Origin of the sequence: Parabacteroides sp. Y3-G-102, assembly GCF_023656845.1 — a bacterium.
In the GTDB taxonomy this organism is placed as follows: domain Bacteria; phylum Bacteroidota; class Bacteroidia; order Bacteroidales; family Tannerellaceae; genus Parabacteroides; species Parabacteroides distasonis.
Genome location: NZ_JAMOKU010000018.1, coordinates 81,343 through 103,144 on the forward strand (window position 1 = coordinate 81,343; position 21,802 = coordinate 103,144).

The 21,802-nt window shown below is 50.0% G+C and carries 25 protein-coding genes, 3 tRNA genes and 1 pseudogene; 13 read left to right on the forward strand and 16 right to left on the reverse strand.

Translation table 11 applies throughout. From position 1 onward, the window contains the following. Nucleotides 1-192 precede the first annotated feature (192 nt). Entirely contained in the window at nucleotides 193-1,830 is a 1,638-nt protein-coding gene (locus NBH16_RS10965; protein ID WP_005858166.1) for an ABC-F family ATP-binding cassette domain-containing protein, read from the forward strand. Here NBH16_RS10965 and NBH16_RS10970 read toward each other — a convergent pair. Further along, entirely contained in the window at nucleotides 1,827-3,308 is a 1,482-nt protein-coding gene (locus tag NBH16_RS10970; RefSeq protein ID WP_005858165.1) for a DUF3943 domain-containing protein, read from the reverse strand. The two genes, NBH16_RS10965 and NBH16_RS10970, sit on opposite strands and share 4 nt — an antisense overlap. Before the next feature lie 172 nt (nucleotides 3,309-3,480). Here NBH16_RS10970 and NBH16_RS10975 point away from each other — a divergent pair, with 172 nt between their 5' ends. The 12 genes from NBH16_RS10975 (at nucleotide 3,481) to NBH16_RS11030 (ending at nucleotide 10,702) form a co-directional block, all read left to right on the forward strand. Continuing rightward, on the forward strand, nucleotides 3,481-4,092 hold the full coding sequence (locus NBH16_RS10975) for a trimeric intracellular cation channel family protein (RefSeq protein WP_005858164.1): 612 nt from the start codon (nucleotides 3,481-3,483) through the stop codon (nucleotides 4,090-4,092). A 22-nt stretch (nucleotides 4,093-4,114) separates the two neighbouring features. Continuing rightward, nucleotides 4,115-5,179 carry an asparaginase gene (locus NBH16_RS10980; RefSeq protein WP_005858163.1) on the forward strand — a complete coding sequence of 355 codons (1,065 nt, stop codon included), beginning with the start codon at nucleotides 4,115-4,117 and terminating at the stop codon, nucleotides 5,177-5,179. Between the two features lie 49 nt (nucleotides 5,180-5,228). Next, nucleotides 5,229-6,032, forward strand: a complete 804-nt coding sequence (locus NBH16_RS10985) for an MBL fold metallo-hydrolase (protein WP_005858162.1) — start codon at nucleotides 5,229-5,231, stop codon at nucleotides 6,030-6,032. Between the two features lie 116 nt (nucleotides 6,033-6,148). Further along, nucleotides 6,149-6,221: transfer RNA gene (locus NBH16_RS10990), tRNA-Lys, on the forward strand. Nucleotides 6,222-6,240: 19 nt separating this feature from the next. Further along, a tRNA-Lys gene (locus NBH16_RS10995) sits at nucleotides 6,241-6,313 on the forward strand. Between the two features lie 15 nt (nucleotides 6,314-6,328). Then, a tRNA-Ser gene (locus NBH16_RS11000) sits at nucleotides 6,329-6,413 on the forward strand. 273 nt (nucleotides 6,414-6,686) lie between these two features. Next, nucleotides 6,687-7,916 carry a site-specific integrase gene (locus NBH16_RS11005; RefSeq protein WP_007478215.1) on the forward strand — a complete coding sequence of 410 codons (1,230 nt, stop codon included), beginning with the start codon at nucleotides 6,687-6,689 and terminating at the stop codon, nucleotides 7,914-7,916. A gap of 84 nt (nucleotides 7,917-8,000) precedes the next feature. Beyond that, the gene (locus NBH16_RS11010; protein ID WP_007754106.1) at nucleotides 8,001-8,531 is read left to right on the forward strand and encodes an ORF6N domain-containing protein; all 531 of its coding nucleotides are present in this window, start codon (nucleotides 8,001-8,003) and stop codon (nucleotides 8,529-8,531) included. A gap of 634 nt (nucleotides 8,532-9,165) precedes the next feature. Further along, nucleotides 9,166-9,699: an antirestriction protein ArdA gene (locus NBH16_RS11015; protein ID WP_007754113.1), complete on the forward strand. Its 534-nt coding sequence runs from the start codon at nucleotides 9,166-9,168 to the stop codon at nucleotides 9,697-9,699. A 52-nt stretch (nucleotides 9,700-9,751) separates the two neighbouring features. Continuing rightward, nucleotides 9,752-9,964: a hypothetical protein gene (locus NBH16_RS11020; protein WP_007754115.1), complete on the forward strand. Its 213-nt coding sequence runs from the start codon at nucleotides 9,752-9,754 to the stop codon at nucleotides 9,962-9,964. Nucleotides 9,965-9,986: 22 nt separating this feature from the next. Continuing rightward, a complete protein-coding gene (locus tag NBH16_RS11025) occupies nucleotides 9,987-10,208 on the forward strand; it encodes a DUF3873 domain-containing protein (protein WP_007754116.1) in 222 nt (73 codons plus the stop codon). A gap of 11 nt (nucleotides 10,209-10,219) precedes the next feature. Beyond that, nucleotides 10,220-10,702 (forward strand): DUF7258 domain-containing protein, encoded by a 483-nt coding sequence (locus NBH16_RS11030; RefSeq protein ID WP_028728958.1) that lies wholly within the window; start codon nucleotides 10,220-10,222, stop codon nucleotides 10,700-10,702. 203 nt (nucleotides 10,703-10,905) lie between these two features. Here NBH16_RS11030 and NBH16_RS11035 read toward each other — a convergent pair whose 3' ends face one another. The 15 genes and pseudogenes from NBH16_RS11035 to NBH16_RS11105 form a co-directional block, all read right to left on the reverse strand. After that, on the reverse strand, nucleotides 10,906-11,226 hold the full coding sequence (locus NBH16_RS11035; protein WP_007754121.1) for a hypothetical protein: 321 nt from the start codon (nucleotides 11,224-11,226) through the stop codon (nucleotides 10,906-10,908). A gap of 12 nt (nucleotides 11,227-11,238) precedes the next feature. Continuing rightward, nucleotides 11,239-11,697, reverse strand: coding sequence for a DUF3872 domain-containing protein (locus tag NBH16_RS11040; protein ID WP_007754124.1), 459 nt, complete (start codon nucleotides 11,695-11,697; stop codon nucleotides 11,239-11,241). A 13-nt stretch (nucleotides 11,698-11,710) separates the two neighbouring features. Further along, the gene (locus NBH16_RS11045; protein ID WP_007754126.1) at nucleotides 11,711-12,292 is read right to left on the reverse strand and encodes a conjugal transfer protein TraO; all 582 of its coding nucleotides are present in this window, start codon (nucleotides 12,290-12,292) and stop codon (nucleotides 11,711-11,713) included. Nucleotides 12,293-12,295: 3 nt separating this feature from the next. Beyond that, entirely contained in the window at nucleotides 12,296-13,231 is a 936-nt protein-coding gene (gene traN, locus NBH16_RS11050) for a conjugative transposon protein TraN (RefSeq protein WP_007754128.1), read from the reverse strand. 33 nt (nucleotides 13,232-13,264) lie between these two features. Then, nucleotides 13,265-14,578: a conjugative transposon protein TraM gene (gene traM / locus NBH16_RS11055; RefSeq protein ID WP_007754131.1), complete on the reverse strand. Its 1,314-nt coding sequence runs from the start codon at nucleotides 14,576-14,578 to the stop codon at nucleotides 13,265-13,267. Beyond that, on the reverse strand, nucleotides 14,556-14,852 hold the full coding sequence (locus NBH16_RS11060) for a TraL conjugative transposon family protein (RefSeq protein ID WP_007754134.1): 297 nt from the start codon (nucleotides 14,850-14,852) through the stop codon (nucleotides 14,556-14,558). The genes traM and NBH16_RS11060 overlap by 23 nt, the downstream gene beginning before the upstream one ends. A gap of 4 nt (nucleotides 14,853-14,856) precedes the next feature. Next, entirely contained in the window at nucleotides 14,857-15,480 is a 624-nt protein-coding gene (gene traK, locus NBH16_RS11065; protein WP_004325451.1) for a conjugative transposon protein TraK, read from the reverse strand. Nucleotides 15,481-15,500: 20 nt separating this feature from the next. Further along, nucleotides 15,501-16,496, reverse strand: coding sequence for a conjugative transposon protein TraJ (gene traJ / locus NBH16_RS11070; protein WP_028728967.1), 996 nt, complete (start codon nucleotides 16,494-16,496; stop codon nucleotides 15,501-15,503). Nucleotides 16,497-16,515: 19 nt separating this feature from the next. Then, nucleotides 16,516-17,142 (reverse strand): DUF4141 domain-containing protein, encoded by a 627-nt coding sequence (locus NBH16_RS11075; RefSeq protein WP_007566703.1) that lies wholly within the window; start codon nucleotides 17,140-17,142, stop codon nucleotides 16,516-16,518. Nucleotides 17,143-17,153: 11 nt separating this feature from the next. Further along, a complete protein-coding gene (locus tag NBH16_RS11080) occupies nucleotides 17,154-19,667 on the reverse strand; it encodes a TraG family conjugative transposon ATPase (protein ID WP_007566701.1) in 2,514 nt (837 codons plus the stop codon). Further along, on the reverse strand, nucleotides 19,664-20,026 hold the full coding sequence (locus NBH16_RS11085) for a DUF4133 domain-containing protein (protein ID WP_007566699.1): 363 nt from the start codon (nucleotides 20,024-20,026) through the stop codon (nucleotides 19,664-19,666). The genes NBH16_RS11080 and NBH16_RS11085 overlap by 4 nt, the downstream gene beginning before the upstream one ends. A gap of 10 nt (nucleotides 20,027-20,036) precedes the next feature. Further along, nucleotides 20,037-20,333, reverse strand: coding sequence for a DUF4134 domain-containing protein (locus NBH16_RS11090; RefSeq protein WP_004308755.1), 297 nt, complete (start codon nucleotides 20,331-20,333; stop codon nucleotides 20,037-20,039). 170 nt (nucleotides 20,334-20,503) lie between these two features. Next, nucleotides 20,504-21,133 (reverse strand): hypothetical protein, encoded by a 630-nt coding sequence (locus NBH16_RS11095; protein ID WP_007478186.1) that lies wholly within the window; start codon nucleotides 21,131-21,133, stop codon nucleotides 20,504-20,506. A 2-nt stretch (nucleotides 21,134-21,135) separates the two neighbouring features. Beyond that, on the reverse strand, nucleotides 21,136-21,564 hold the full coding sequence (locus tag NBH16_RS11100; RefSeq protein WP_007478184.1) for a DUF3408 domain-containing protein: 429 nt from the start codon (nucleotides 21,562-21,564) through the stop codon (nucleotides 21,136-21,138). A gap of 1 nt (nucleotide 21,565) precedes the next feature. Beyond that, nucleotides 21,566-21,679 (reverse strand): annotated as a pseudogene (locus NBH16_RS11105) (ParA family protein); the annotation flags it as partial. Between the last annotated feature and the right edge of the window lie 123 nt (nucleotides 21,680-21,802).

A 21,802-nucleotide genomic window follows, 5' to 3' on the forward strand; every position in this document is an offset into this window, starting at 1 on the left:
CACCGTCGGCAATAATGCTGACGCTGTCGGAAATATTGCTGACGGCGTCGAAAATATTGTCGACGGCATCGGCAACCAATTTCTTCCTAGTCTTGCCCCGGAAAGATCGTATGAAATCTCCTGTACATCCCTAATGAAAGGGATTTTTCTTATCTTTGCGGCTTCATTATATTAATGTATTAAAATAAACATATGATTTCAGTTGACGGACTAACAGTAGAGTTTGGTGGAAGCGCCCTTTTCTCGGATGTTTCTTTTGTGATTAACGAGAAAGATCGTATCGCCTTGATGGGTAAGAACGGTGCCGGTAAATCTACCTTGTTGAAGATATTGGCCGGCGTGCGGGAGCCAAGCCGTGGAAAAGTGTCCGCCCCTAAAGATACCGTGATCGCTTATTTGCCGCAGCATTTGATGACGGAGGATGGCCGTACCGTTTTCGAGGAGACGGCGCAGGCTTTCGCCCATCTGCACGAGATGGAGGCGGAGATCGCCGAATTGAATAAGCAACTGGAGACTCGTACGGACTATGAGTCGGATGGTTATATGGAACTGATCGAGCGGGTCTCTACCTTGAGCGAGAAATTCTATTCCATAGAGGAGATCAATTACGACGCCGATATAGAGAAAACCTTGTTGGGACTGGGTTTCAAACGGGAGGATTTCGACCGGCAAACCAGTGAATTCAGCGGTGGCTGGCGTATGCGTATCGAACTGGCGAAACTACTGTTGAAGAAACCGGATGTCCTTTTGCTGGACGAGCCGACGAATCACTTGGATATCGAGTCTATCCAGTGGTTGGAGGATTTCTTGATCGATAACGGTCAGGCCGTAGTGGTGATCAGCCACGACCGTGCGTTCGTGGATCATATCACGACTCGTACGATCGAGGTGACGATGGGCCGGATTTATGATTATAAGGTAAACTATAGCCAATACTTGCAATTACGGAAGGAACGTCGTGAGCAACAACAGAAGGCTTATGACGAGCAACAGAAGATGATCGCCGAGACGAGAGAGTTCATCGAGCGTTTCAAGGGCACGTACTCCAAGACCTTGCAGGTGCAGAGCCGTGTGAAGATGCTGGAGAAACTGGAGATCTTGGAGGTGGATGAGGAAGATACCTCGGCTTTGCGCTTGAAGTTTCCGCCTTCGCCCCGTTCGGGCTCTTATCCGGTGACGATTGAGAATGTCTCGAAAGCGTATGGCGATCATACGGTTTTCCGAAACGCTAATCTGATGATCGAGCGAGGGGATAAGATCGCTTTCGTCGGGAAGAATGGCGAGGGTAAGTCTACCTTGGTGAAGTGTATCATGAAAGAGATCGAGCATGAGGGGACGTTGACGCTGGGGCATAACGTGATGATCGGTTATTTCGCCCAGAACCAAGCCTCCCTGCTGGATGAGAATCTTACGGTTTTCCAGACGATAGACGATGTGGCACAAGGCGATATCCGTAATAAGATCAAGGATCTGCTGGGTGCGTTCATGTTTGGCGGCGAGAACTCGGCGAAGAAGGTGAAGGTGCTTTCCGGTGGCGAGCGTACACGTCTGGCCATGATTAAGCTATTGTTGGAGCCTGTGAACTTGCTGATTCTGGATGAGCCGACAAACCATCTGGATATGAAGACGAAGGATATCTTGAAGCAGGCGTTGCTTGACTTTGACGGGACGTTGATCGTCGTATCCCACGACCGTGATTTCTTGGATGGGCTGGTCTCTAAGGTCTATGAGTTCGGAAACCAAAAAGTGACGGAGCATTTGGAAGGCATCTATGAGTTTATGCAGCGCAAGAAGATGGAGAATCTGCGTGAGCTTGAGCGGAAGAATTAAATCCTCCACCCAAGCGTCAGCATAATATCATACGTGGAGCTATCTATATCTTTATGATACTTATAATGGGTACGGCGGGAGAAATAACGATTTCGCAACGCAATATTCCATTTATGCTTGGACATATAGGCTAAGGTGGTGGAAAATACCGTTAAACGTGCGTTGCCGGCATCGCCTTGTACGTTTAACTTTGTAGGGTCCACCGCATTCCAGTCTATATCCGGCTCGTATCCTTTCCATGTGAAGATATGGTAGTTCTCCAAATCGATCAAGAACGCCCAGCGTTTATCGTAGGCCAATCCGGTAAACGCTTTCACGCTATAACCGCTTCCCAGATTATAATCTCTCTCTTCCAGCCGGAGGTAATCGGAGATGCTTGCGCCCAAGGCGACTCCTGTTCCGTATAATTCGGCGTAAACATCTACTTTATTGTCCGGCGTGCCTCTTTTGTAATAGATCAATCCACCACCGACCGCCGCCGCTTCCGATATGCGGTAGGGAGCTACCGTTTGGGAACTATTGGATTTTAACTCGGAATCATAGTAGTCGAAATGCTGAAAGATTCCAGCGGCCAGACTACGAGGGCCTTTACTCCAGACCTGTTTCCCCCAGATAGCCCCAACGGCATTGACTTGGCTGATGAGCGGCTGGCTCGAAAAGAAATCGAACCCGGCCTTCAACTGAAACCATTCATAGGGCGAATAGAAGTCATCATTGAAAGGATCTCCATAATCCAACCTGAAGGATACGTGCATGCTCGTAGTGCCATGCTTGGAGCCTTCCTGCTCGGCAAGGAAGCGAGGGCCGACACCCACGATGAAGTTTACGGGAACCGAGGTGTAGACACGCCCCTTGGAGCTGCTGTGTCTCCAAGCTTCTCCCGTGATGATACGATTGATCGCCCGCATCGGAGATATCAAACCGGATAAGATCTCCCGTCCCACACGTTCCGCCCCGTGGGAGCGGTTGTCGATGAATAAGTCGGAGAGCCGGTAGGTAATCTCACCTAATTCTATACCGCCGAAAGAGGTGGCAAGCATGTCATTGATGGAGGGCGGTTCCGTTTCCATAAAGAATTCCCACATTAGGCTGCCTCCCGCCGCGAATGGAATGGATTGCCAGAAATTCAGTCCGTTGCTACGGGCCGCGTTGAAATATAATGATCCGTGATAGGGATGGGCCACCAGATTGGTAGAGAACTTATCCGTGTCCCAAACAGGCCCCGTCTTGAAGTTTTGCTTAATCGTATGTCCGTTTATCTTCGCGAAATCCTCGTTCATTAAGAAACGGTCGAAAGTCCAGACGGCCATGTTCATTCCGAATACCTCGCTTGCTGCCAACCAAGGGCGGCGTGGAATGAAAAGGGCCGTGTCGCTCACGTAATTGCGGGCATCCATCTGAGGGAAGTGTTGCCCCCACATCCATTGGCTGGATAGCAGACAGATCAACCCGATCAACATGCATTTTTTCATCCTCATCTAACTCAATTCTCTTTTGTGAATAAAAATCAATAGGTTACGGTTATAACCACTCCGCAAACTTATATATAATAAACATTAAGGGATTCGTTTGGTTTAAATTATTGTTAGGTATTCTTTCTATAAATGCTGTTATTTGCGAACTATTCCGTATTTTTGCGAAAAAAACAAAATGATAGATTTTATCACCTTTTGTGACTATACAGGGACCTTTGCGTTTGCCATAAGTGGCATAAGATTGGCTTCTGCGAAACAATTTGATTGGTTTGGCGCCTATGTGGTGGGTGTCGTGACCGCTGTAGGAGGAGGTACGATTCGTGATATTTTATTGAATGCGGTGCCTTTTTGGATGGAACAAGCCTCTTATTTGATTGTCTCGGCCTTGGCTTTGTTGTTCGTTATCGCTTTCCGAAAATACGTGATCCGTTTGAACAATACATTTTTTATATTCGATGCTATCGGATTGGGGTTGTTTGTGGTGGTAGGTATCGCCAAGACCTTGGATTTCGGGTTTCCCATGTGGGTGGCGATCGTGATGGGAACTATAACCGGCTCGTTTGGCGGTATGATGAGGGATATATTGATTAATGAGGAGCCTTTGATATTCCGGAAAGATATTTATGCGTTGGCTTGTGTCTTTGGCGGTTTGATATATTATATATGTATGCAAACTTCTATGTCGGCGGCGATGATACAGTTCGTATCGGCGTTGAGCGTGTTCCTCGCACGTATAATCGCCGTAAAATATCATATAAGTGTTCCGGTGTTGAAAGGAGAAGAATAATTTATTAACTTTGCATAATTATATGGACATGCATACTCAACAAGAAAAGGCTTCCATCCTGTTGATATATACGGGTGGGACGATAGGTATGATCGAGAATCCGGAGACTGGAGTGTTAGAGTCGTTTAATTTCCAGCATTTGAAGGACAATATGCCGGAGTTGAAGAAACTGGGGTATTCGGTGGCCACGATACAGTTCGATCCTCCGATGGACTCCTCGGAGATGGGGCCGGACTCGTGGATGAAGATCGTGAAAATCATCGCCGATAATTATCAGAAATACGACGGCTTTGTGGTACTGCATGGCACGGATACAATGTCGTATACGGCATCGGCATTGAGTTTTATGCTCGAGAACCTGAGTAAGCCGGTGATCCTTACGGGATCGCAATTACCGATCGGGATGTTGCGTACCGATGGGAAGGAGAACTTGATTACGGCGATCGAGATAGCGGCCGCCAAGGAGAACGGCTTACCGTTGGTCCCGGAGGTCTGTATCTTTTTTGAGAATGATTTATTGAGGGGGAATCGTACGAGTAAGATAAACGCAGATAATTTTAATGCGTTCCGTTCGTACAATTACCCGGCTTTGGCTCATGCGGGTATCTATATTAAGTATGATCTGCCGCAGGTATATCATCCGGTATCGCGTAAGCCGCTGAAGCCGCATTATTTGTTGGACCGAAATATCGCTATACTAAAACTATTCCCCGGAATTTCTCCGCAAGTAGTGGAAAGTATCCTGAATATCCCGGGTCTGAAAGGCGTGGTGATGGAAACATTCGGAAGCGGAAACGCTCCGTGCGAGGAATGGTTCTTGAATATGTTGAAGGAGGCTGTAGACCGTGGTATCGTCATCGTGAATGTTACTCAGTGTAGGGCCGGAAGTGTGGAGATGCACCGTTATGAGACGGGGCACAAATTGTTGGAGGCAGGCGTGACGAGCGGCTTCGATAGTACGACGGAGAGCGCCGTGACGAAGCTAATGTTCCTCTTCGGCCATGGGCTGACACCCGACGAGGTGAAGGAGCATATGAACTGCTCGTTGATCGGGGAGGTATCGATCCCTGAGACGTTCCGCCCCTAGTGTATACTATGTAAAACAGAAAAAAAGCAGTGTTGCGGAATAGGAGAGTATGAAACTATCATTTCTGAGTTTAGCGAGTGGGAGCAGTGGGAACTGCTATTATTTGGGGACTTCGGAATTCGGTATGCTGATTGACGCAGGTATCGGAATCCGGACCATAAAGAAAGTATTGAAGGACCGGTCGATCGATTTTACCAAGATCGTGGCCGTGTTGATTACCCACGATCATGCGGATCATATCAAGACGGTCGGGTATTTGGGCGAGAAGCTTTGCATTCCTGTCTATGCGACAGCCGACGTGCACCGGGGGATTGATAAGAGCCGGTATGTGGAGGAGACCTTATGTGTCTCCCGCAAGGTTATAGAAAAAGAAGTTCCATTCCTTATCCGTGATTTCCGTATCACGGCTTTCGAGGTGCCTCACGATAGTACTGATAATGTGGGGTACCATATCGAGTATGGTAATCATAAATTCACTTTCGCTACCGACGTAGGCCATATCACGGACACGGTGGGGAAATATATCTGCATGGCGAACCATTTAATATTGGAAGCGAACTATGACGAGGAGATGCTTCGTTTCGGTACATATCCCGCTTTCTTGAAAGAGCGGGTGGCGAGCCCCACCGGGCATTTGAGTAATAGGGAGGCCGCAGAGTTCTTGGCGACCCATTATAATACCGGTTTGAAGAATATCTGGCTTTGCCATCTCAGCCGGGACAATAACCATCCCGAACTGGCCTATAAGACAGTGGATATACGTCTTTTCCAAGAGGGCATAAGGGTAGGGAAAGATGTCTCATTGGTAGCGTTGAAGCGGACTACACCCTCGGATATTTACGAGTTTGATTAAAATTTTAAGAAAAAAAGTAGTCGAAAAGTTTGCGAGGAAAAATAAAACCTCTATCTTTGCACCCGCAATCGAGAAACAAACGGTGGTTTGAAAAAGTAACGATAGCGAAACAGAATGACTTGGTAGCTCAGTTGGTAGAGCAAATGACTCTTAATCATTGGGTCGAGGGTTCGAGCCCCTCCCAGGTCACTCAAACAAATAACATGTTGACTTGGTAGCTCAGTTGGTAGAGCAAATGACTCTTAATCATTGGGTCGAGGGTTCGAGCCCCTCCCAGGTCACACGATTTACTTATTGGAAAGATGGCAGAGTGGTCGATTGCGGCGGTCTTGAAAACCGTTGAACTGAGAGGTTCCCGGGGTTCGAATCCCTGTCTCTCCGCTGAACGTGCTGGACAGAAATGGTCAGCAAACGGACAAAAAGCTACAAATCAATGATTTGTGGCTTTTTTTATTGCCCGAAAGTCCTGCTTCCAAGACTTCAAAAGTACGGTAAAAGACAAAGTTTCGTTACTAAATCGTTACCTATTCCCCGCCGGACAAAAACGGTAACGATTTGTCCATAAATGACCTGATAATGACTTGATTAGTCCATAGTCTGCATAACTCGAAAACGAGAGGTAAAAATTAATTTTGCAACTAAAAAAAGTGAGTTATGAAATCGACATTCAAGGTTCTTTTTTATTTGAAGAAAGGTTCTGAAAAGAAAAACGGCGAGGTTATGATTATGGCACGCATCACCATAGACGGCAAACTTTGCCAGTTCAGTACGAAACAGAGCATCCAGCCCGACAACTGGAGCATTACTGCGGGCAAAGCCAAAGGCAGGGATGCCGGGAGGATAAACGCCCTTTTGGACGACATACGTTCTTCCCTGAATACCATTTACCACGAAATGCAGCGGCGTGACAATTACGTGACCGCCGAGAAAGTGAAAAACGAGTTCTTGGGACACAGCGAGAGCCACGAAACAATCCTTTCATTGTTCCAAAAGCACAATGACGATGTGAAGCAGCTTGTAGGCATATCCAAGACGATAGCGACCTACCGCAAGTATGAAGTGACCCGCCGCCACCTCGCTGAATTTATCCAAAGCAAGTACAACGTATCGGACATATCCATAAAGGAGATAAGCCCGATGTTCATTACCGATTTTGAGTTGTATTTGCGTACCGCCTGCAAGTGCGGCTACAACACCACCGCCAAGTTCATGCAGTTCTTCAAGCGTATCATCATCATCGCCCGTAACAACGGCATACTGGTGGGCGACCCTTTCGCCAGCTACAAAATCCGGCTGGAAAAAGTGGACAGGGGTTATCTGACAGAGGACGAGATTAAAATTATCCTTAAAAAGAAAATGGTTTCCGAACGGCTGGAACACGTCAGGGACTTGTTCGTCTTTTCCTGTTTCTGCGGTCTGGCATACAGCGATGTCGCCAATTTGCGGCAGGAGAATATCCAAAAGTCTTTTGACGGCAACCTTTGGATAATCACCAAGCGGGTAAAGACCAACACGGACGTGAATGTCCCCCTGCTGGATATTCCCAAGATGATTTTGAAGAAGTACAAGGGCAAGTTGCCGGACGGCAAGATACTTCCCGTAATCAGCAATCAGAAGCTAAACGCCTACTTGAAAGAGATTGCCGATATATGCGGTATTAAAAAGAACCTGACATTCCACCTTGCCCGGCACACGTTCGCCACGACCACCACGCTGTCAAAGGGCGTACCCATTGAAACGGTGTCCAAGATGCTGGGACACACAAACATAGAAACTACGCAAATCTACGCCCGCATCACCAACAGCAAGATAGGCAGCGATATGCAGGGGCTTGACAAGAAGTTTGTCGGCATTGAGAAGATTTACAAGGAAGTTGCCATGTAATCTTGATTATATGGAACTGGTCACAATTTGTGACCAGTCCTTACTATTATTCCAACATTGCTAAATCTCCTAAAATATACGATTATGGATTTGCAGATTATCCAAAACAAGATTTTTGAGGTCAGAAGTTGCCGGGTGATGCTCGATTATCATTTGGCAGAACTCTACCAAGTGGAAACACGAGCCTTGAAGCAGGCGGTCAAGCGCAATATCGAGCGTTTTCCGGGTGATTTTATGTTTGTACTCACCCAAGAGGAAGCTAACTTGCTGTTATCCATAGGGGTATCACAAAATGTGATACCCCCTGCTTACAACTTCGGCGTTGCTATGCCTATGGCTTTCACCGAGCAGGGCGTAGCCATGCTTTCTTCGGTTCTCCGCTCCAAAGTAGCCATAGAAGTAAACATTTCAATCATGCGGGCTTTTGTCCTCATGCGCCAAATGGCAATCGGTTACGAGGAACTGTCAAGGCGCATCGAGGAACTGGAGGTAAGCACCGATGCGCAGTTCAACGAACTGTACCAAGTCCTTACCCAGCTTTTGAGCCAGTCGAAACAACAGAAAGAACGCCGTCCGGTAGGTTTCGTTACCTATAACCGTGGCAAGAACGAATAGGTAACGATTTCGGTAACGAAATTCCACTTAATAACCTATATCCCAGCATTGTACATTCTTCCACCTTGCGGGCAGTCTACCGACTACCCGCATTTTTTATATCCTTTTCCAACTGGCACATTTCCCGAAACGCCAGCCGTGCGTGGCATGGCTGACTGTATTTCGTGAAAAGAGCCGTTGGAAACCCGCACAAGCGTATTGCAAGCAAGCTCACAACACCCTTGCCTTTCCCGCCCGCATGGAGTGTTCCCTAAAAGATGAAAGAGAACAGGCACTTTTCCCCAGTTTCCCTATTTGTAAATCTTCCTCTTACGCAGTCCCCCAGCCGGGACAGTCGTTTTAATCATTTCAATAGGCAAAGGTAGTTACGTGTTCTTCACGATTTTGCAAGGTCGAGCCGTTCCGGTTTGGCGAAAAAATCTTCCCTGCCTTGCGAGGTATTTTTTGCCCAAAACCTTGCAAACTCTAAACACTACCCTTTTACGCCTATGTGAAACGAAAACGACCGACCCGACCGGAAGACGCATAAAAAAAAAGTCGGATTTACGGGAAACAGGAAAAAAATTCAGTGAAACTTCAACTCCCTCACCTCTCAAATCCGCATAAAATTAAAAACTTAAAAAATTACAGCAATATGGAAGCAAAGGTATTATCGGAAGCAAAAGTTTATGTAGGCACTTATGCCAAGTACAACAACGGTTCATTGTCCGGCGCATGGCTCGACCTTTCGGACTATTCGGACAAGGAAGAATTTTATGAAGCCTGCCGGGAACTTCACAAGGACGAGGAAGATGCGGAATACATGTTTCAGGACTGGGAGAACGTGCCGGAGGGCTTAATCGGCGAAAGCTGGATTTCTGAAAACTTCTTCGCCCTGCGTGATGCGGTGGAGGATTTGAGCGACACCGAGCAGGAAGCCTTTTTCGTGTGGTGCAACTATAAAAGCCATGATTTGGGCGAGGAAGATGCGGACGACCTTGTACGTGATTTCCGGGACGAGTATCTGGGTCAATATGACGATGAAGAAGATTTCGCCTATGAAATTATCGAGGAATGCTACGACCTGCCGGAGTTCGCAAAGACCTATTTCGATTATGAAAAGTTCGCCCGTGACCTTTTTATGTGCGATTACTGGTTTGATGACGGTTTTGTGTTCCGTGCGGCATAACAACCAATCCGGGCGGGGTGTCAAAGCCCTGCCCGTTAAAAACGACCAAGCGATGAAACGGAAAAGCATTTATAAAATCCTTTGGCGGGTGTTGCTGCTCTGCCTTGCATGGCGGTTTACCAGCGTAGCCGGAGCAGGCACGGCGATAACGGCGTATATCGTGTTTTGTGCCGCCCGTTTCCTGCTCCGGGTCTGCCTTTCAGCCCTTTATGCGCTGGGCGTGGCTCTGCTTTTCCTGCTGTTGCTTTCTTTACTGATATTATAACCATTAAAAAAAATAGAACATCATGCAGTCACTTAACAAAAACGGGGTAAGCATTACCCAAACACCGGGAGAAGAAAAGTTCGTGAAATGCTGTTTAGGGGCTTTCAGGGGACAAATTTATTATCAATATGACTACCGCCACACGGACGGCGAACTTTTCAGCACGGTAGCCAAAACGCTGGACGAGTGCCGCCGCAGGCGTGACGAATGGATAGCGAAGAAGAACGGAGTAATAAACAAGTAAATTTTAGGGACATGAAAACAACAGAAGTAAACAAGGAGCTTATCGGCAGGCGTTGCGAGTGCATTTTTACGGGCTTAATGGTAACGGGCGTTATCGAGGACACAGAAGAAAACGAACACACCATAGAGGTAAAAGTCCGTTTCGACCACCCGCACCAGTGGGGCGATGATTTGTATAATGATGTGTGGGCGTGGGGGCGCAAAATAGACGAGTTCGGCACGCTGCACCATTTGCAACTGTTGGAGGATAAACCGGACTTTCAGATAATGACGGTAGTTTTCGGCGAACCAATCAGCCGGATAGACCGCAGTGTTTTTGAAGATGTTGCAACGTGGGGTGTCTGTTCCCTGCAAGGCTGGGTAAACAGCTATGAAAGTGTCCGGTTTGTAGCTATAGACGACCATACGGCAATCATCACGGGCGAATATAACATGGAGCAGGTAAAGGTGTGGTTAGAGAAATACACGTCCATAAAGAGCCTTAAAACCAGTTGATAGAAAACGGCGGCTGCTTGCCGCCGTTACTTTCTTCCGTGAGCCTGCCAGCGGGTGAAGAAAGTAACAAAGAAGCCTTTCGTTTTCCCTATCATGGAAACATCCCGCCGATGCTTCCCGGCGGGATGTCTGCCCGATATTTACGCTTTGCGTATCATTCCATACCCGGTTTCCCAAGAGGATGATAAAAACGAATGTCGCAACTATAAATCCTCATAGTGAATAAATTTTACACCAAGTATGCACACGGTTTCTTCTTCCTCGATGTCATATTTCCATGTCCGTTTATTGACAAGCATTTCCGTGTCGCAATCGAACCATTCCATTACAGGCGCATCATCTTCTTCGTCCGCCCATTTGAAAACCTGATTGGACGGCGTTTTCCATAATTCAGCACTGTCACGTTCGGAAATACAGTCCTTGTCCATAATGATGATGTCACCTACTGCCGGAACTGTATCTGTTTCCAACGTGGTTTCTATGTACCACGAGATGCCTTCTATATCCAATTCTATTTTTACCATGTCGTTTTATTATTAGGGGGTTATTGTTTCCGTTTCTTCTTCGCTGTTGTCATTATTGAATGATAGTGTAAGTTGCTGCATCTGCCCGAAGCTGTCGATGATATAAATGTCAATCGTCTGCTGGTCGGTCGATGCCGAGGTGTAGTAGAGCCAGAACGTTTCTTTCTCCAGCGGGTAGAGGTCATTGGGCAGGAACACCGTGCCGTTATCCATTTCCAGCTTCCCTTTGCCGTCCGGCTGGAAATACCTTATCTGATAGGTAGTCGGCTGGTAATAGCCGCCACGCACCAGTCGGCAGCGTATTTCGGCGGTTTCCCCGACTTTCAGCCTTTTGGGTACTGGCAGTGTTTCGATGCTGAACGGGTACGCCTGCTGAATATCCAAGTTGTCATTACAGGCGGTGACAAGCACGAGGGCGGCCACGATGTAGCAGCCCATGATGATTTTATACATTACATTCTTCATATACATTATTATATAGCGGTCAGTTGATAATGAATTTCAGTCCCAAAGATACCTGCGTGTGGAACTTGCCTATGTCCGAGCCGAACAACGCCCGTTCCCTTGCACTGACAAGCAAGGCTATCCGGTCGGTCAGGTAGGCTTCCAGTTCCAGCGTCAGCGCACCGCCGTAGATGAAGCAATCCTTATCCAGCAAGGTAGAGCCGTCCGGCAGCAGCTTTTCGCTTCGGTTGCTTGTTTCGTACCCGGCGAGAGCCGACAATCCCAATGAAAGGAAAAAAGTCTTTCGCCTGTCCGATAGGAATTTCAGGTAATAGCCGCCCTCTGCGGTGAACTGTTCTACGGGTATCTGCATATCCTTGTAGTCATACTTCTTGTGCAGGTATTCGCCGCCAATCACCCAGCGGTTGGCGTTCTTGGTGTAAACGCTGTACGCCGCCCCGATGTGGTAGGCAAAATCCGTGTCGGAGTTCCAATGCACCCCGTCCGCCATGCCCGCCGTGACTTGCAAGCCTTTCATGCCCGGCAGGTATCTTTGCGCATGTGCCTGAAACGAGGTCAGGCACAGCGCAAAGAGCATCATTATAAAGATGTGTCTTTTCATTCCCTATTTGATTTTTAGTTCGTCAATCACTTCTGCGTTCACGATGTCGGCGTTCTCCACCCGTATGGTCTGATGCCGCCCGCCGTTCTTCTCGTAGAGTTCCACGACCAGCAGCTTGTCGTCAGGAATGGTGAACTTCGGCAGGGCGTACACCGTGCGCACGGTACTTTTTCCTGCAATCTCTATCACCTCGTTGTAGCTACGTACCGCATCCAGCACCGTTTCCTGAATAGCCGTGCGCTTGGGTACTTTCTTATCGGTTATCTTAAACTTGATGAAGTCGGTATCGAAAGGCACGTTGGAACTGTTCTTTGTCTGCGTGTGTACATAGAGCATCCCGTTATAGGTGTAAATCCCCTTGATTAAGAACTGTATGCCGAAACGCTTGCTACCCAAGTGGCGCACTTTCCGGTCATTGTTCTTGTAGATGCTCTGCATTATCAGTTTCACCAATAGCGGGCTTTCATTCCCCAGTTCCCGGAAATAGATGTTCATCCGGGTATGTGAGAAGTCGGACGTATCTTCATTCTCCAAGAAGTCTTTCATTTCGATGTTGAGCATTTCCGGTTCACGGGCGTACTTGGCGTTGAACGAAAAGAAACTGCCGTCCTCGCAGATAACGGAGAAGTTCGTTTCTCCCGGAAAGCCCTCTGTCGTGGCTTTCACCCTGATTACGTTCTCCGCACCGTCCGCCTTACCCGCTATGATATGGTTGCTTCCCAAATCGACATAGCGGACGGCGGCGGGGAAGATGATATGCACCGTCTTGGCAAAGGTCACTTCCACGCCGTAGGGCGTAACCATTTGGCGGTACGGGAGTTTCCGGGTAATCCCCCGGTACAAGTCGTTGCCAGCCGCATACTTCACGGTGTCAGTGGTTTGTGCGTTTGCCGCACACACGCCCAGCAAGAGAGCGAACATTACAAAAATCTGTTTCATTGCTAATTGAAATTTTAACGGTTGATAAAATGGTTATTGTTGTTTGGCGTAAAGCATCACCCTGTACCCGGCTTTCAGCTTCACTTTCACGGTTCGGAACTTCTTGGCGAGGTAGCCGGACGTTCCTTGCAGCAATCCCCTTGTCACGTCCATAGCCACCTGCTGCCCGGCACTTTGGGCAAAGGAAATGCTTGTACCCAGCCCGCTTCCGATATTCGCCATAGCTTCGTTGAACGCTTCCTGCTCCATAGAGGACGGGACGGACAGCCCCTTTTGCCCGTCCGTGTCGAACACGGCGAGTTCCACCGGGATGATGTTGCCAGCGTACTCAATCGAGGACACCAGTATGTCAAGCCGCTCGCCCTGCACCTTTGCCGTCCCCGCCACGAGGGTATTCTTCGGCACGACTATGTTCCCCGCCTGCATGGGTTCGAGCAGCCGTAGTTTCACCGCCTGCCCGTCCGTCAGGGTTTGGTCTTGGTGGATGCAGGCGGCTACCGTGTTCTTTCCCATAGCGTACCCCGTGCCTACTGCCGTGTTGAAGCCGTAGTTTCGTGGCTGGCTGTAAGCCCGGATGAAGTCGGCATCGCTCATGGGCTGCCGCAATCCCGAAACGGTCGTTTCCCTGACAGCCTGCACCGCCACCGCATCCGGCTTGCGGTCAATGTCGCCCGTTACCGGGACTTGTGCGACTTGTCCCTGCCCGCCGTTCATGTACTTTGCCGCCAGCTCGTAGGACTTTTCCAAGAGTGCCATTTGGTCGTCAGCGGTGGGTGTGGCGTTCTGTTGTTGCAGCCTATCGGTCAGTTCCGCTACCTGCCGCTTCAAGTCCTCTTTTTCCTCGTCCACCGCCGGAGTTTCATAGAACGTGCTTAACTGGCGGTTGATGTCCCGGTAAGCGTATGCCGAAGAAGCACCGCCGCCCCTTTGGGGCTTCGCATCCTCTTCCGGCATCAGGTCGATTTCCGCTTGCGGTTCTTCCGCTTCATCGTTCCCGGTGAAACCGAAGTCCTGCAAGGACTGTATCTTCTCCTGCTGCCTGCGGCTTATCATCGCCTGTTCGTAAGCCTTTTGCTTGTCGGCTATAATCCCGTCCTCTGCGGGCAGGGGTATGTCGGCGTTGAAGCCGCCCACGCTTTCCACGTTCACGTCCTCTTTGCCGGAGGGTGCGAATATCAGGTACATGCACCCGGCAAAGGCAAGGAACATCAGCGGGAAGACTATCATTTTCCTGCGCTGCTGCACCTGCTGCGGGGTAAGTTCCCGTTTGGGTTTATCTTCCTTTTTCGGCTTCCCGTCCGCCTGCGGTACGGTCGTGCCGTTCTCATTCTTCTGTACTTCTTCCATATTGCGGTCTGTTTAAGGGGTTGATACTTTTGGTTGTGTCGTTGCCGTGCAACGGCAGTTGCCTGATGTGTTCTATTTGCAGCCGCCTGCCGTCCCGCTTCCCGATGTTGTAGATTGATGAAACGGTAATGTAGATAGACAAGCCGCCAAGGAAGAAGAACATCACGAGGATAACCGCCAGCCTTTTGCCCGGCGTAATCCGTCCGCACATTCGGCGCAGGCGGTCGTCCGCCCAGTCCCGCACCTTTCCGATGTAGTTTCGTTTTCTTTCCATAAGGCTATCTCTTAATGGTCTGCAAATCCTTGTTCTCGGTAATGGTGAACGCTTCGATGATGAAGCCGTGCGGGTTGTTGTCGCTCCGTGTGGCGTTGAGCAGGCGGCACGAGGTCACAAGGCTTCGCACCGTCAGGCTGCTTTCCCGGACAATCAACTGGCGGGCATACGTGTTCACCTTGTAGGGGTACTGGTCGAAGTCGCACTTCACGCTGTCAATCTCCACCGTCTGCGTGACGTTTCCGGAAATCACCCGGTTGTAGTAGCCCTTTTCCGCCAAGTCCTTGTAATAGTTGAAAGCGGTCTTGTCGGCGAGGAACAGCGAGCGTTTGATGTTGCTTTCGATAGCCCCCTTGTCGGGTGAGAGCGTGAAGAAAAGTTCGTGGAAACGCCGCACGTGCGACTTGGCTTCCACGGGTCTGTTCTGCGCCATGTCCTGCGAGAGTGCCAGCATCAGGCTTTTGCCGTTGTCGAGGACGTATATCTTCTGCCGCTGCTTTTCGGCGAAGCTGTACGAGTTCCACACGGCAAAGCCCGTCACCAGTGCGCACAGGCAGATGAATACCAGCGCAAAGAGCCTGATTTGCCGGAAACTCGTTTCGATGTTCGTTAATGACTTAAATTCCATATACTAAATATTGATGTTGGTTATTTGAGTAGTTTCCCGGTTACTTTCCCGCTTGCCGCACCGACCGCCGCCCCGGCGATTGACCCAGCCCGTGCCACGTTGCGGTTATAGGCAGACGTACCGCCAGCCGACACTATCCAGCTTGCCACCGTTGGAATGGTGAAGTAGCCCACGATGCCGATAATCATAAAGATTACATACACGGTGCTGCTCCCGTCAGGAATGAAATTCGGGTCTGAAAGCTGCTCGATGTCTTTTTGTAGCATCAGGGTTTGTATGCGTGCCAGCACGCTGCTGAACAAGTCCGACACGGGTAGCCACAGGTAAATGGATATATAGCGTGAAATCCACTGGGTCAGCGTGCTTTGGAAACCGTCATAGACGGAAATCGCAAACGCCAGCGGACCCAGTATGCTTAACACGATTAGGAAGAACGTGCGCAGCGTGTCTATAATCAGCCCCGCCGCCTGAAAGAGCATTTCCAGCAGTTCCCTGAACCAGTCCCGGACGGACTTCTTTATATTGTACGCCGCCCTGTCCATATACATACCCGTCATAGTTACCATATCGGAGGGCGACCAGCCCAGTTCTTCCAGTTGCCTGTCAAATTCCTCGTCCGAAGCGAGGTAAGCCGTTTCGGGGCTACGCATCAGGGCTTCATATTCCAGTCGGTCTTTCTGTGCCCGGTATTCGTTCATGTCGAAAGTCTGCGTTTCCATAAGTTGGTTGCACCCTTTCACCACTGGCGACAATACCGTGTTGATAGTCCCCAGCACGAACGTGGGAAAGAACATGATGCACAGCCCCAGCGCAAAGGGACGCAGGAGCGGGTACACGTCTATGGGTTCGGCACGTGCGAGCGACTGCCACACTTTGGCGGCTACATAGAACAGCGCACCCAGCCCGGCTATTCCTTTGGCTACCCCCGTCATGTTGCTGCACAAGGGCATCATTTCATCGTACAGCACCCGCAACACTTGGTGCAGGTTGTCAAAATCCACCGCTGCTAATAACATAGGCATACCGATTTATATGTTACCAGTAGCGTTCATCCGCCGAGCCGTAAAGAGCCAGCACCCGGTCTGTGTCGTTCTTCTTCTTTGCCCGCAGGTAGGACACGGATATGTTCTTTCGGGTGTAGTAGTTCACGAGGTTGCGGTAGTTGAGCAGGCTTTTGTAGGCGTTGTTGATTACCGCCAGCCTTTCGGCATCCGTCAGCGACATACCCGTCACGTTCACTACATTCTTCAAGTCCTGCAACACGTCCGCACTTTCGGAGAGCAGCTTGGCATACCCGGCTGAAATGGCGGTGAGTTCATCCGGCGTGTAGTTCGGGTCAGCCAGCATGTTCTGGTAGTTTCGCACGTAGATTTCGGATATTTCCGCCACCAGTTCAATGGACTTCTTCACCTTGATGCCGCCCTTGACAACGTCGTGTACCGCTTTGAGCGCATCGTAATAGACTTTTCCCTGCTGGAAAATCTTCTGCGCTTCCATGAAGCCGTCCAGCGTGTTTTTGGCTGTGGTGGAAGTCTGCACTATCTGCTTGGTGGTGTTGATGATGCCCTGTGCCAAATTGCCGGGGTCTGACACCACCCACTGTGCGGATGCGTTGCCGATGAAGCAAAGGCATACCGCCATAAGGAGAATTGTTCTTTTCATGTTCCTGATTTTTAAGTTGTTGATGATTGGGGATTACGTTTGCTTTCTGCAAGCCTCTTGATAGCCAGTTCAAGGTTGCCGCCCAGCTTGTCGGCAAGTGCGAACAGTTCCATTTTCTCGCTTTCCTCTGTCGTGAAGGTGTAATATTCTTCCAATGAAACTTCTGTGGCGTACACCGCCGACTGCGTGCCGCCCAGCGAGAAGAAAACTTCCTTGTACTTCCGTCCGGGGTGGTTCGCCATGTTGATAGACAATATCTGCGAACGCTCCTTGTCGGTCAGTCCCAAGAGGTTCTGTATGCTGTCAAACTTGTTGAGATATTTTCTTTGGTCTAACAGGATTTTGCAGTCCGAGTTATTGATGATACTCTCTTTCACGATAGGGGAAGAAATAATATCCTCAATCTCTTGCGTGACTACAATCGCTTCCCCGAAATATTTTCGGACGGTTTTGTAGAGGTAGCGGATATAGTCCGCCATGTTCGCCGATGCAATCGCTTTCCACGCTTCCTCGATTAGTATTAACTTCCTTATTCCCTTTAACTTGCGCATCTTGTTTATAAAGGCTTCCATGATGATGATAGTCGTTACCGGGAATAAAATCTTGTGGTCTTTGATGTTGTCCAACTCAAAGACAATGAAGCGTTTGTGCAACAAATCCAGTTCCTTGTCGGAGTTCAGCAGGTAGTCGTACTCACCGCCACGATAGTACGGTTCAAGCACGTTCAGGAAATTGTTTATGTCAAAATCCTTTTCCCTGACGTTCTTCTGTTCAAGCTGTCGGCGGTAATCATCCCGGACAAACTCGTAGAACGTGTTGAAGCAGGGCGTTACCGAACGGTCTTTGCCTGTCAGTTCGATATAGGCACTCACGGCGTTTGACAACGCCACTTCTTCCGACCGCTTCGGGGCTTCATCATCCCGCTTCCACAGGGTGAGTATAAGGGTCTTGATGCTCTCTTTCTTCTCTATGTCGAATACCCCGTCCTCGACATAGAACGGGTTGAACGCTATCGGGTTCTCGTTGGTGTAGGTGAAATAAATCCCGTCCTCGCCGTGCGTGCGGTTGTGGATAAGCTGGGACAGCCCCAAGTAACTGTTACCCGTATCTACCAGCAGCACGTGCGCCCCCTGCTCGTAATACTGACGCACCATGTGGTTGGTAAAGAAAGACTTACCCGACCCGCTCGGCCCAAGTATGAACTTGTTGCGGTTGGTCGTGATGCCTTTCTTCATGGGCAAATCCGATATGTCGATATGCAGCGGGCGACCGCTCACCCTGTCCACCATTTTGATGCCGAACGGCGAAAGCGAACTCTTGTAGTTCGTTTCTTCCACGAACAGGCAGAGAGCCTGCCCCAAGAACGTGTAGAAACTTTCCTCTGCGGGGAAGTCCGCTTCGTTTCCGGGTATGCCCGCCCAAAAGAGCGTGGGCGTATCGACCGTGTTGTGGCGTGGCTTGCACTCCATTAGCGCAAGCTGGCTTCCCACATCGTTGCGTATGCGTTTGAGTTCTTCCCGGTCGTCACTCCATGCCATGACGTTGCAGTGGCAGCGCACCGATACAAGCCCCTTGCTGTGCGCTTCGTTCAGGTACTCGTCTATCCATTCCTTGTTCACTTGGTTGGCACGGGAATAACGGGAGAGCGATTGCATGTTCCGGGCGGTCTGCTCGAAGTTCTTCAGGTTTTCGGCGTGGTCGTCTATGAAGATGAACTGGTTATAGACGTGGTTGCACGACAACAGCACGCCCACCGGGGCGGCGAATGACAGTCGGCAGTCGCTCCGGTCAGTGGACAGCTTCTCAAACCGTGTGTCCGTCCCGACCTTTCCGGGCAAATCTTCCACGTCCGAAAGCGTGTGCAGGCACAGTATGTCGTCCCCGACACGCATTTCTTCCGGGTACAGCCCGATGTCTTTCAGGCAGGTGGTATCTGTCTGCGATAGCGAGAAGTATTTCTCGATGATGCCCGCCTTTCCGTCCTGCCCGGTGATTTCCGATGCCGCCAGCCGGGTAAGGGTGACAAACCCGCTGTCGTTCATAATCCTTTCAAACTGCCCGACCGCTTCGATGAACTTTGCCGCCGCTTCCTTGTCGGCTATCTCCTGCGGTACAATCCTGCCCCGGCATAGGGTGGAGAAGTCGCTCTGTCGGCGGCTTCTCTCCCTTGTCGTCTTTGTCAGGAACAGGTAGCAGTAATGGTTCAGGAACGGGCGTTCATTGAAGTGCCGTTCAAAGGAGCGGCTTAAAAAACTAAGCTCGTCCCTTTCCGTGTCGGGCTGGTAGTTCTCCTTGATGAAGAAGTCCTGCTTGTGTACTATGGAGTAGTCGGGCAGCACCTTGATTGCCTTGTACCATGCCGAATGTATGGCTTCGTACTCGGCACTGGTGACGGTGAACAGTTCGGGCAGTTCCACCCTGAAAGCCACCGTTATGTCCGCATCCTTTGAAATGATGCAGCCGTTCTCCACCGCCAAAAGGGGGAATTTCCTTTCCAGCGTGGTAGCCTTTAACATATTTCTCATGGTCTTTCTTCCTTTCTTTTTTTGTAGGTGAATAATCGGGGTATCGCCTTTCGGCTGATAATGAAGCGTGGATGCCGTTTGCGTGCGGCGGCTTTCATCAGCCCGTGCGTGCCGTACTTGGCGTTGAGCCGGAACGTCTGCCACACGAGCAGCAGCGAAGCCGACACGATGAAACCGATACATAGCCACTGGTTCACGCCCGCCATGAACAGGACGATGAACACCACGAAGACGGCGAGCAAGCCGCCGCAAAAGATAAAGAGGTACTGGCTTTTCAGCCCCTTGAACTCCACGGGCTTCCCGATACCCCTGTTTACCTGATATTTTTCGGGCTTAGCCCTCAACAACTCGTCAGACATAGCCGCAGGTTTAGAGGAAGAACGAGCGCAGGATAGTGGCGGCTACAATCAGGAAGATGCACGCCCCGAACCAACTGGCGGCGGTCTTTGAGGTGTCGGGGTCGCCGCTTGAAAACTTGTTATATACTTTTACCCCGCCAATCAAGCCGCAGACCGCCCCGATTGCGTACACCAGTTTTGTTCCGGGGTCGAAATACCCGGTGATTAGGTTCGTGGCTTCGGTGATGCCCGCCTGCCCGTTTCCTTGTGCGTAGGCACTTACCACGGCGGCAAGTATAGCCGCCGACAAGAAGATTTTCTTTCTCATTGTGATTTGTTTTTAATGCCGGGCGGCGGGTGGATAGTCCGCCTTTCCCGGCTGGTGAATAATTTGAAATTTTAGTGGTCGGGGATAGTCCCGTTTGTCTGTTTGGTTTTCAGGTTGCCAATCAACCGTAATCACGCTGTTTCATGCTGTCAGGCTTATACATTATTATATTATAGGAAATCGTTCATGTCGAACGCTTCGTGTTCCTTGCTTTTATTGCCAGCTTCGGCAGGGACAGCAGCCGCAGCCAGTTCCGCTTCGTTGCGTCCCAGCAGTTCCGCCACCTTTGCCAGCCCGCCGTTGATGTTCTCCACCACCGCATCGTAGAGGTTCGTCCCCTCAATCCTTGCCAGTGTCCCGGCGGCTTGCCGCTGTTCCGTTTCGGTGGGGTTGTCGGCGTTCGCCGTGCGTACCGCTTCGCCCAGTTCGTCAAAGCTCACGCCCGTAGCCCGCCCGGTATCATCGTCACCGTCCATGTACCCGGCTATTTCCTCGTCCTCGTAGTCGGGTTCGTCATTCTCGTAACCGGGCGTTTCTTCCGGCAGTCCGTCAGCCTGCGGCGCAAAAATAGTATCATTTTCAGCCGCTTGCGGGAGGTGTCCCGATTTGTCCTGCGCTGTCTGAAATTGTCCGCTCTTGTATCGGCTTTCACCTATCAGCGTGTAGCCTGAAACCCCGTTTCGTGGAAGCGGCGCATCATCCGTTTTGCCCGGTGATGTCCGGCTGTCCGTGTAGCGATACCACAGCCACAGGGCGATGTAGTACACCAAAAGCCCGGTAAGTATGCAATAGATTACCATAGTCAGACAGGCTTTTGGAAGTGGCTTTCGTACAGGGTGTTTATCTCGTCTTGGTACTGCTCGAAGTGGCGCAGCAGAATGTTTTCCACGTAGCTGCTTACCGTCACCTTTCGCCCGCCTATCACCGTCACGATACGCATCAGCTTCTCATGCGTGGTTCGGCTCACGTACAAGGGCTGTCGGTCTGCCAGTTCCACTTTCTGAAAGTAGGTTTCCCGGTAGTCGCCCGAACCGCCCTTGCGCTTGCGGGGTGTCGGTTTCTCTACTTGCACTGTTTCAGCCTGCCGTCCCTCGTGGGCGGTTTCCGTTTCGCTGCCGGGCTGCGGTTCATCATCCGGCTGGCTCTCCCGCTTGGCGGGTACACCCTGCGAGATAAGTTCCCGCATAAAATCCTCGTCTATCTTCGGCATCCCGCCGCTTTGCTTTGCCATATCATTTTAATTTGATGTAGTACACTATTTCGGTTATCAGTTCTTCCAAGTTGCTTCCCCTTACCAACGGGCGGCTGGCGGGAAAGAGCGTGGAGCGGAACACCGCCTTTTTATCGTAAGCATTCGATAAACTCCCCCTTTCATTCTAAAAATGTGATATTACTTTTGTAATCAAAGTAAAAAAGCTCAATTGTTATGTCACATCAATGGACCATGGAAGATTTTGAATCTATTTATT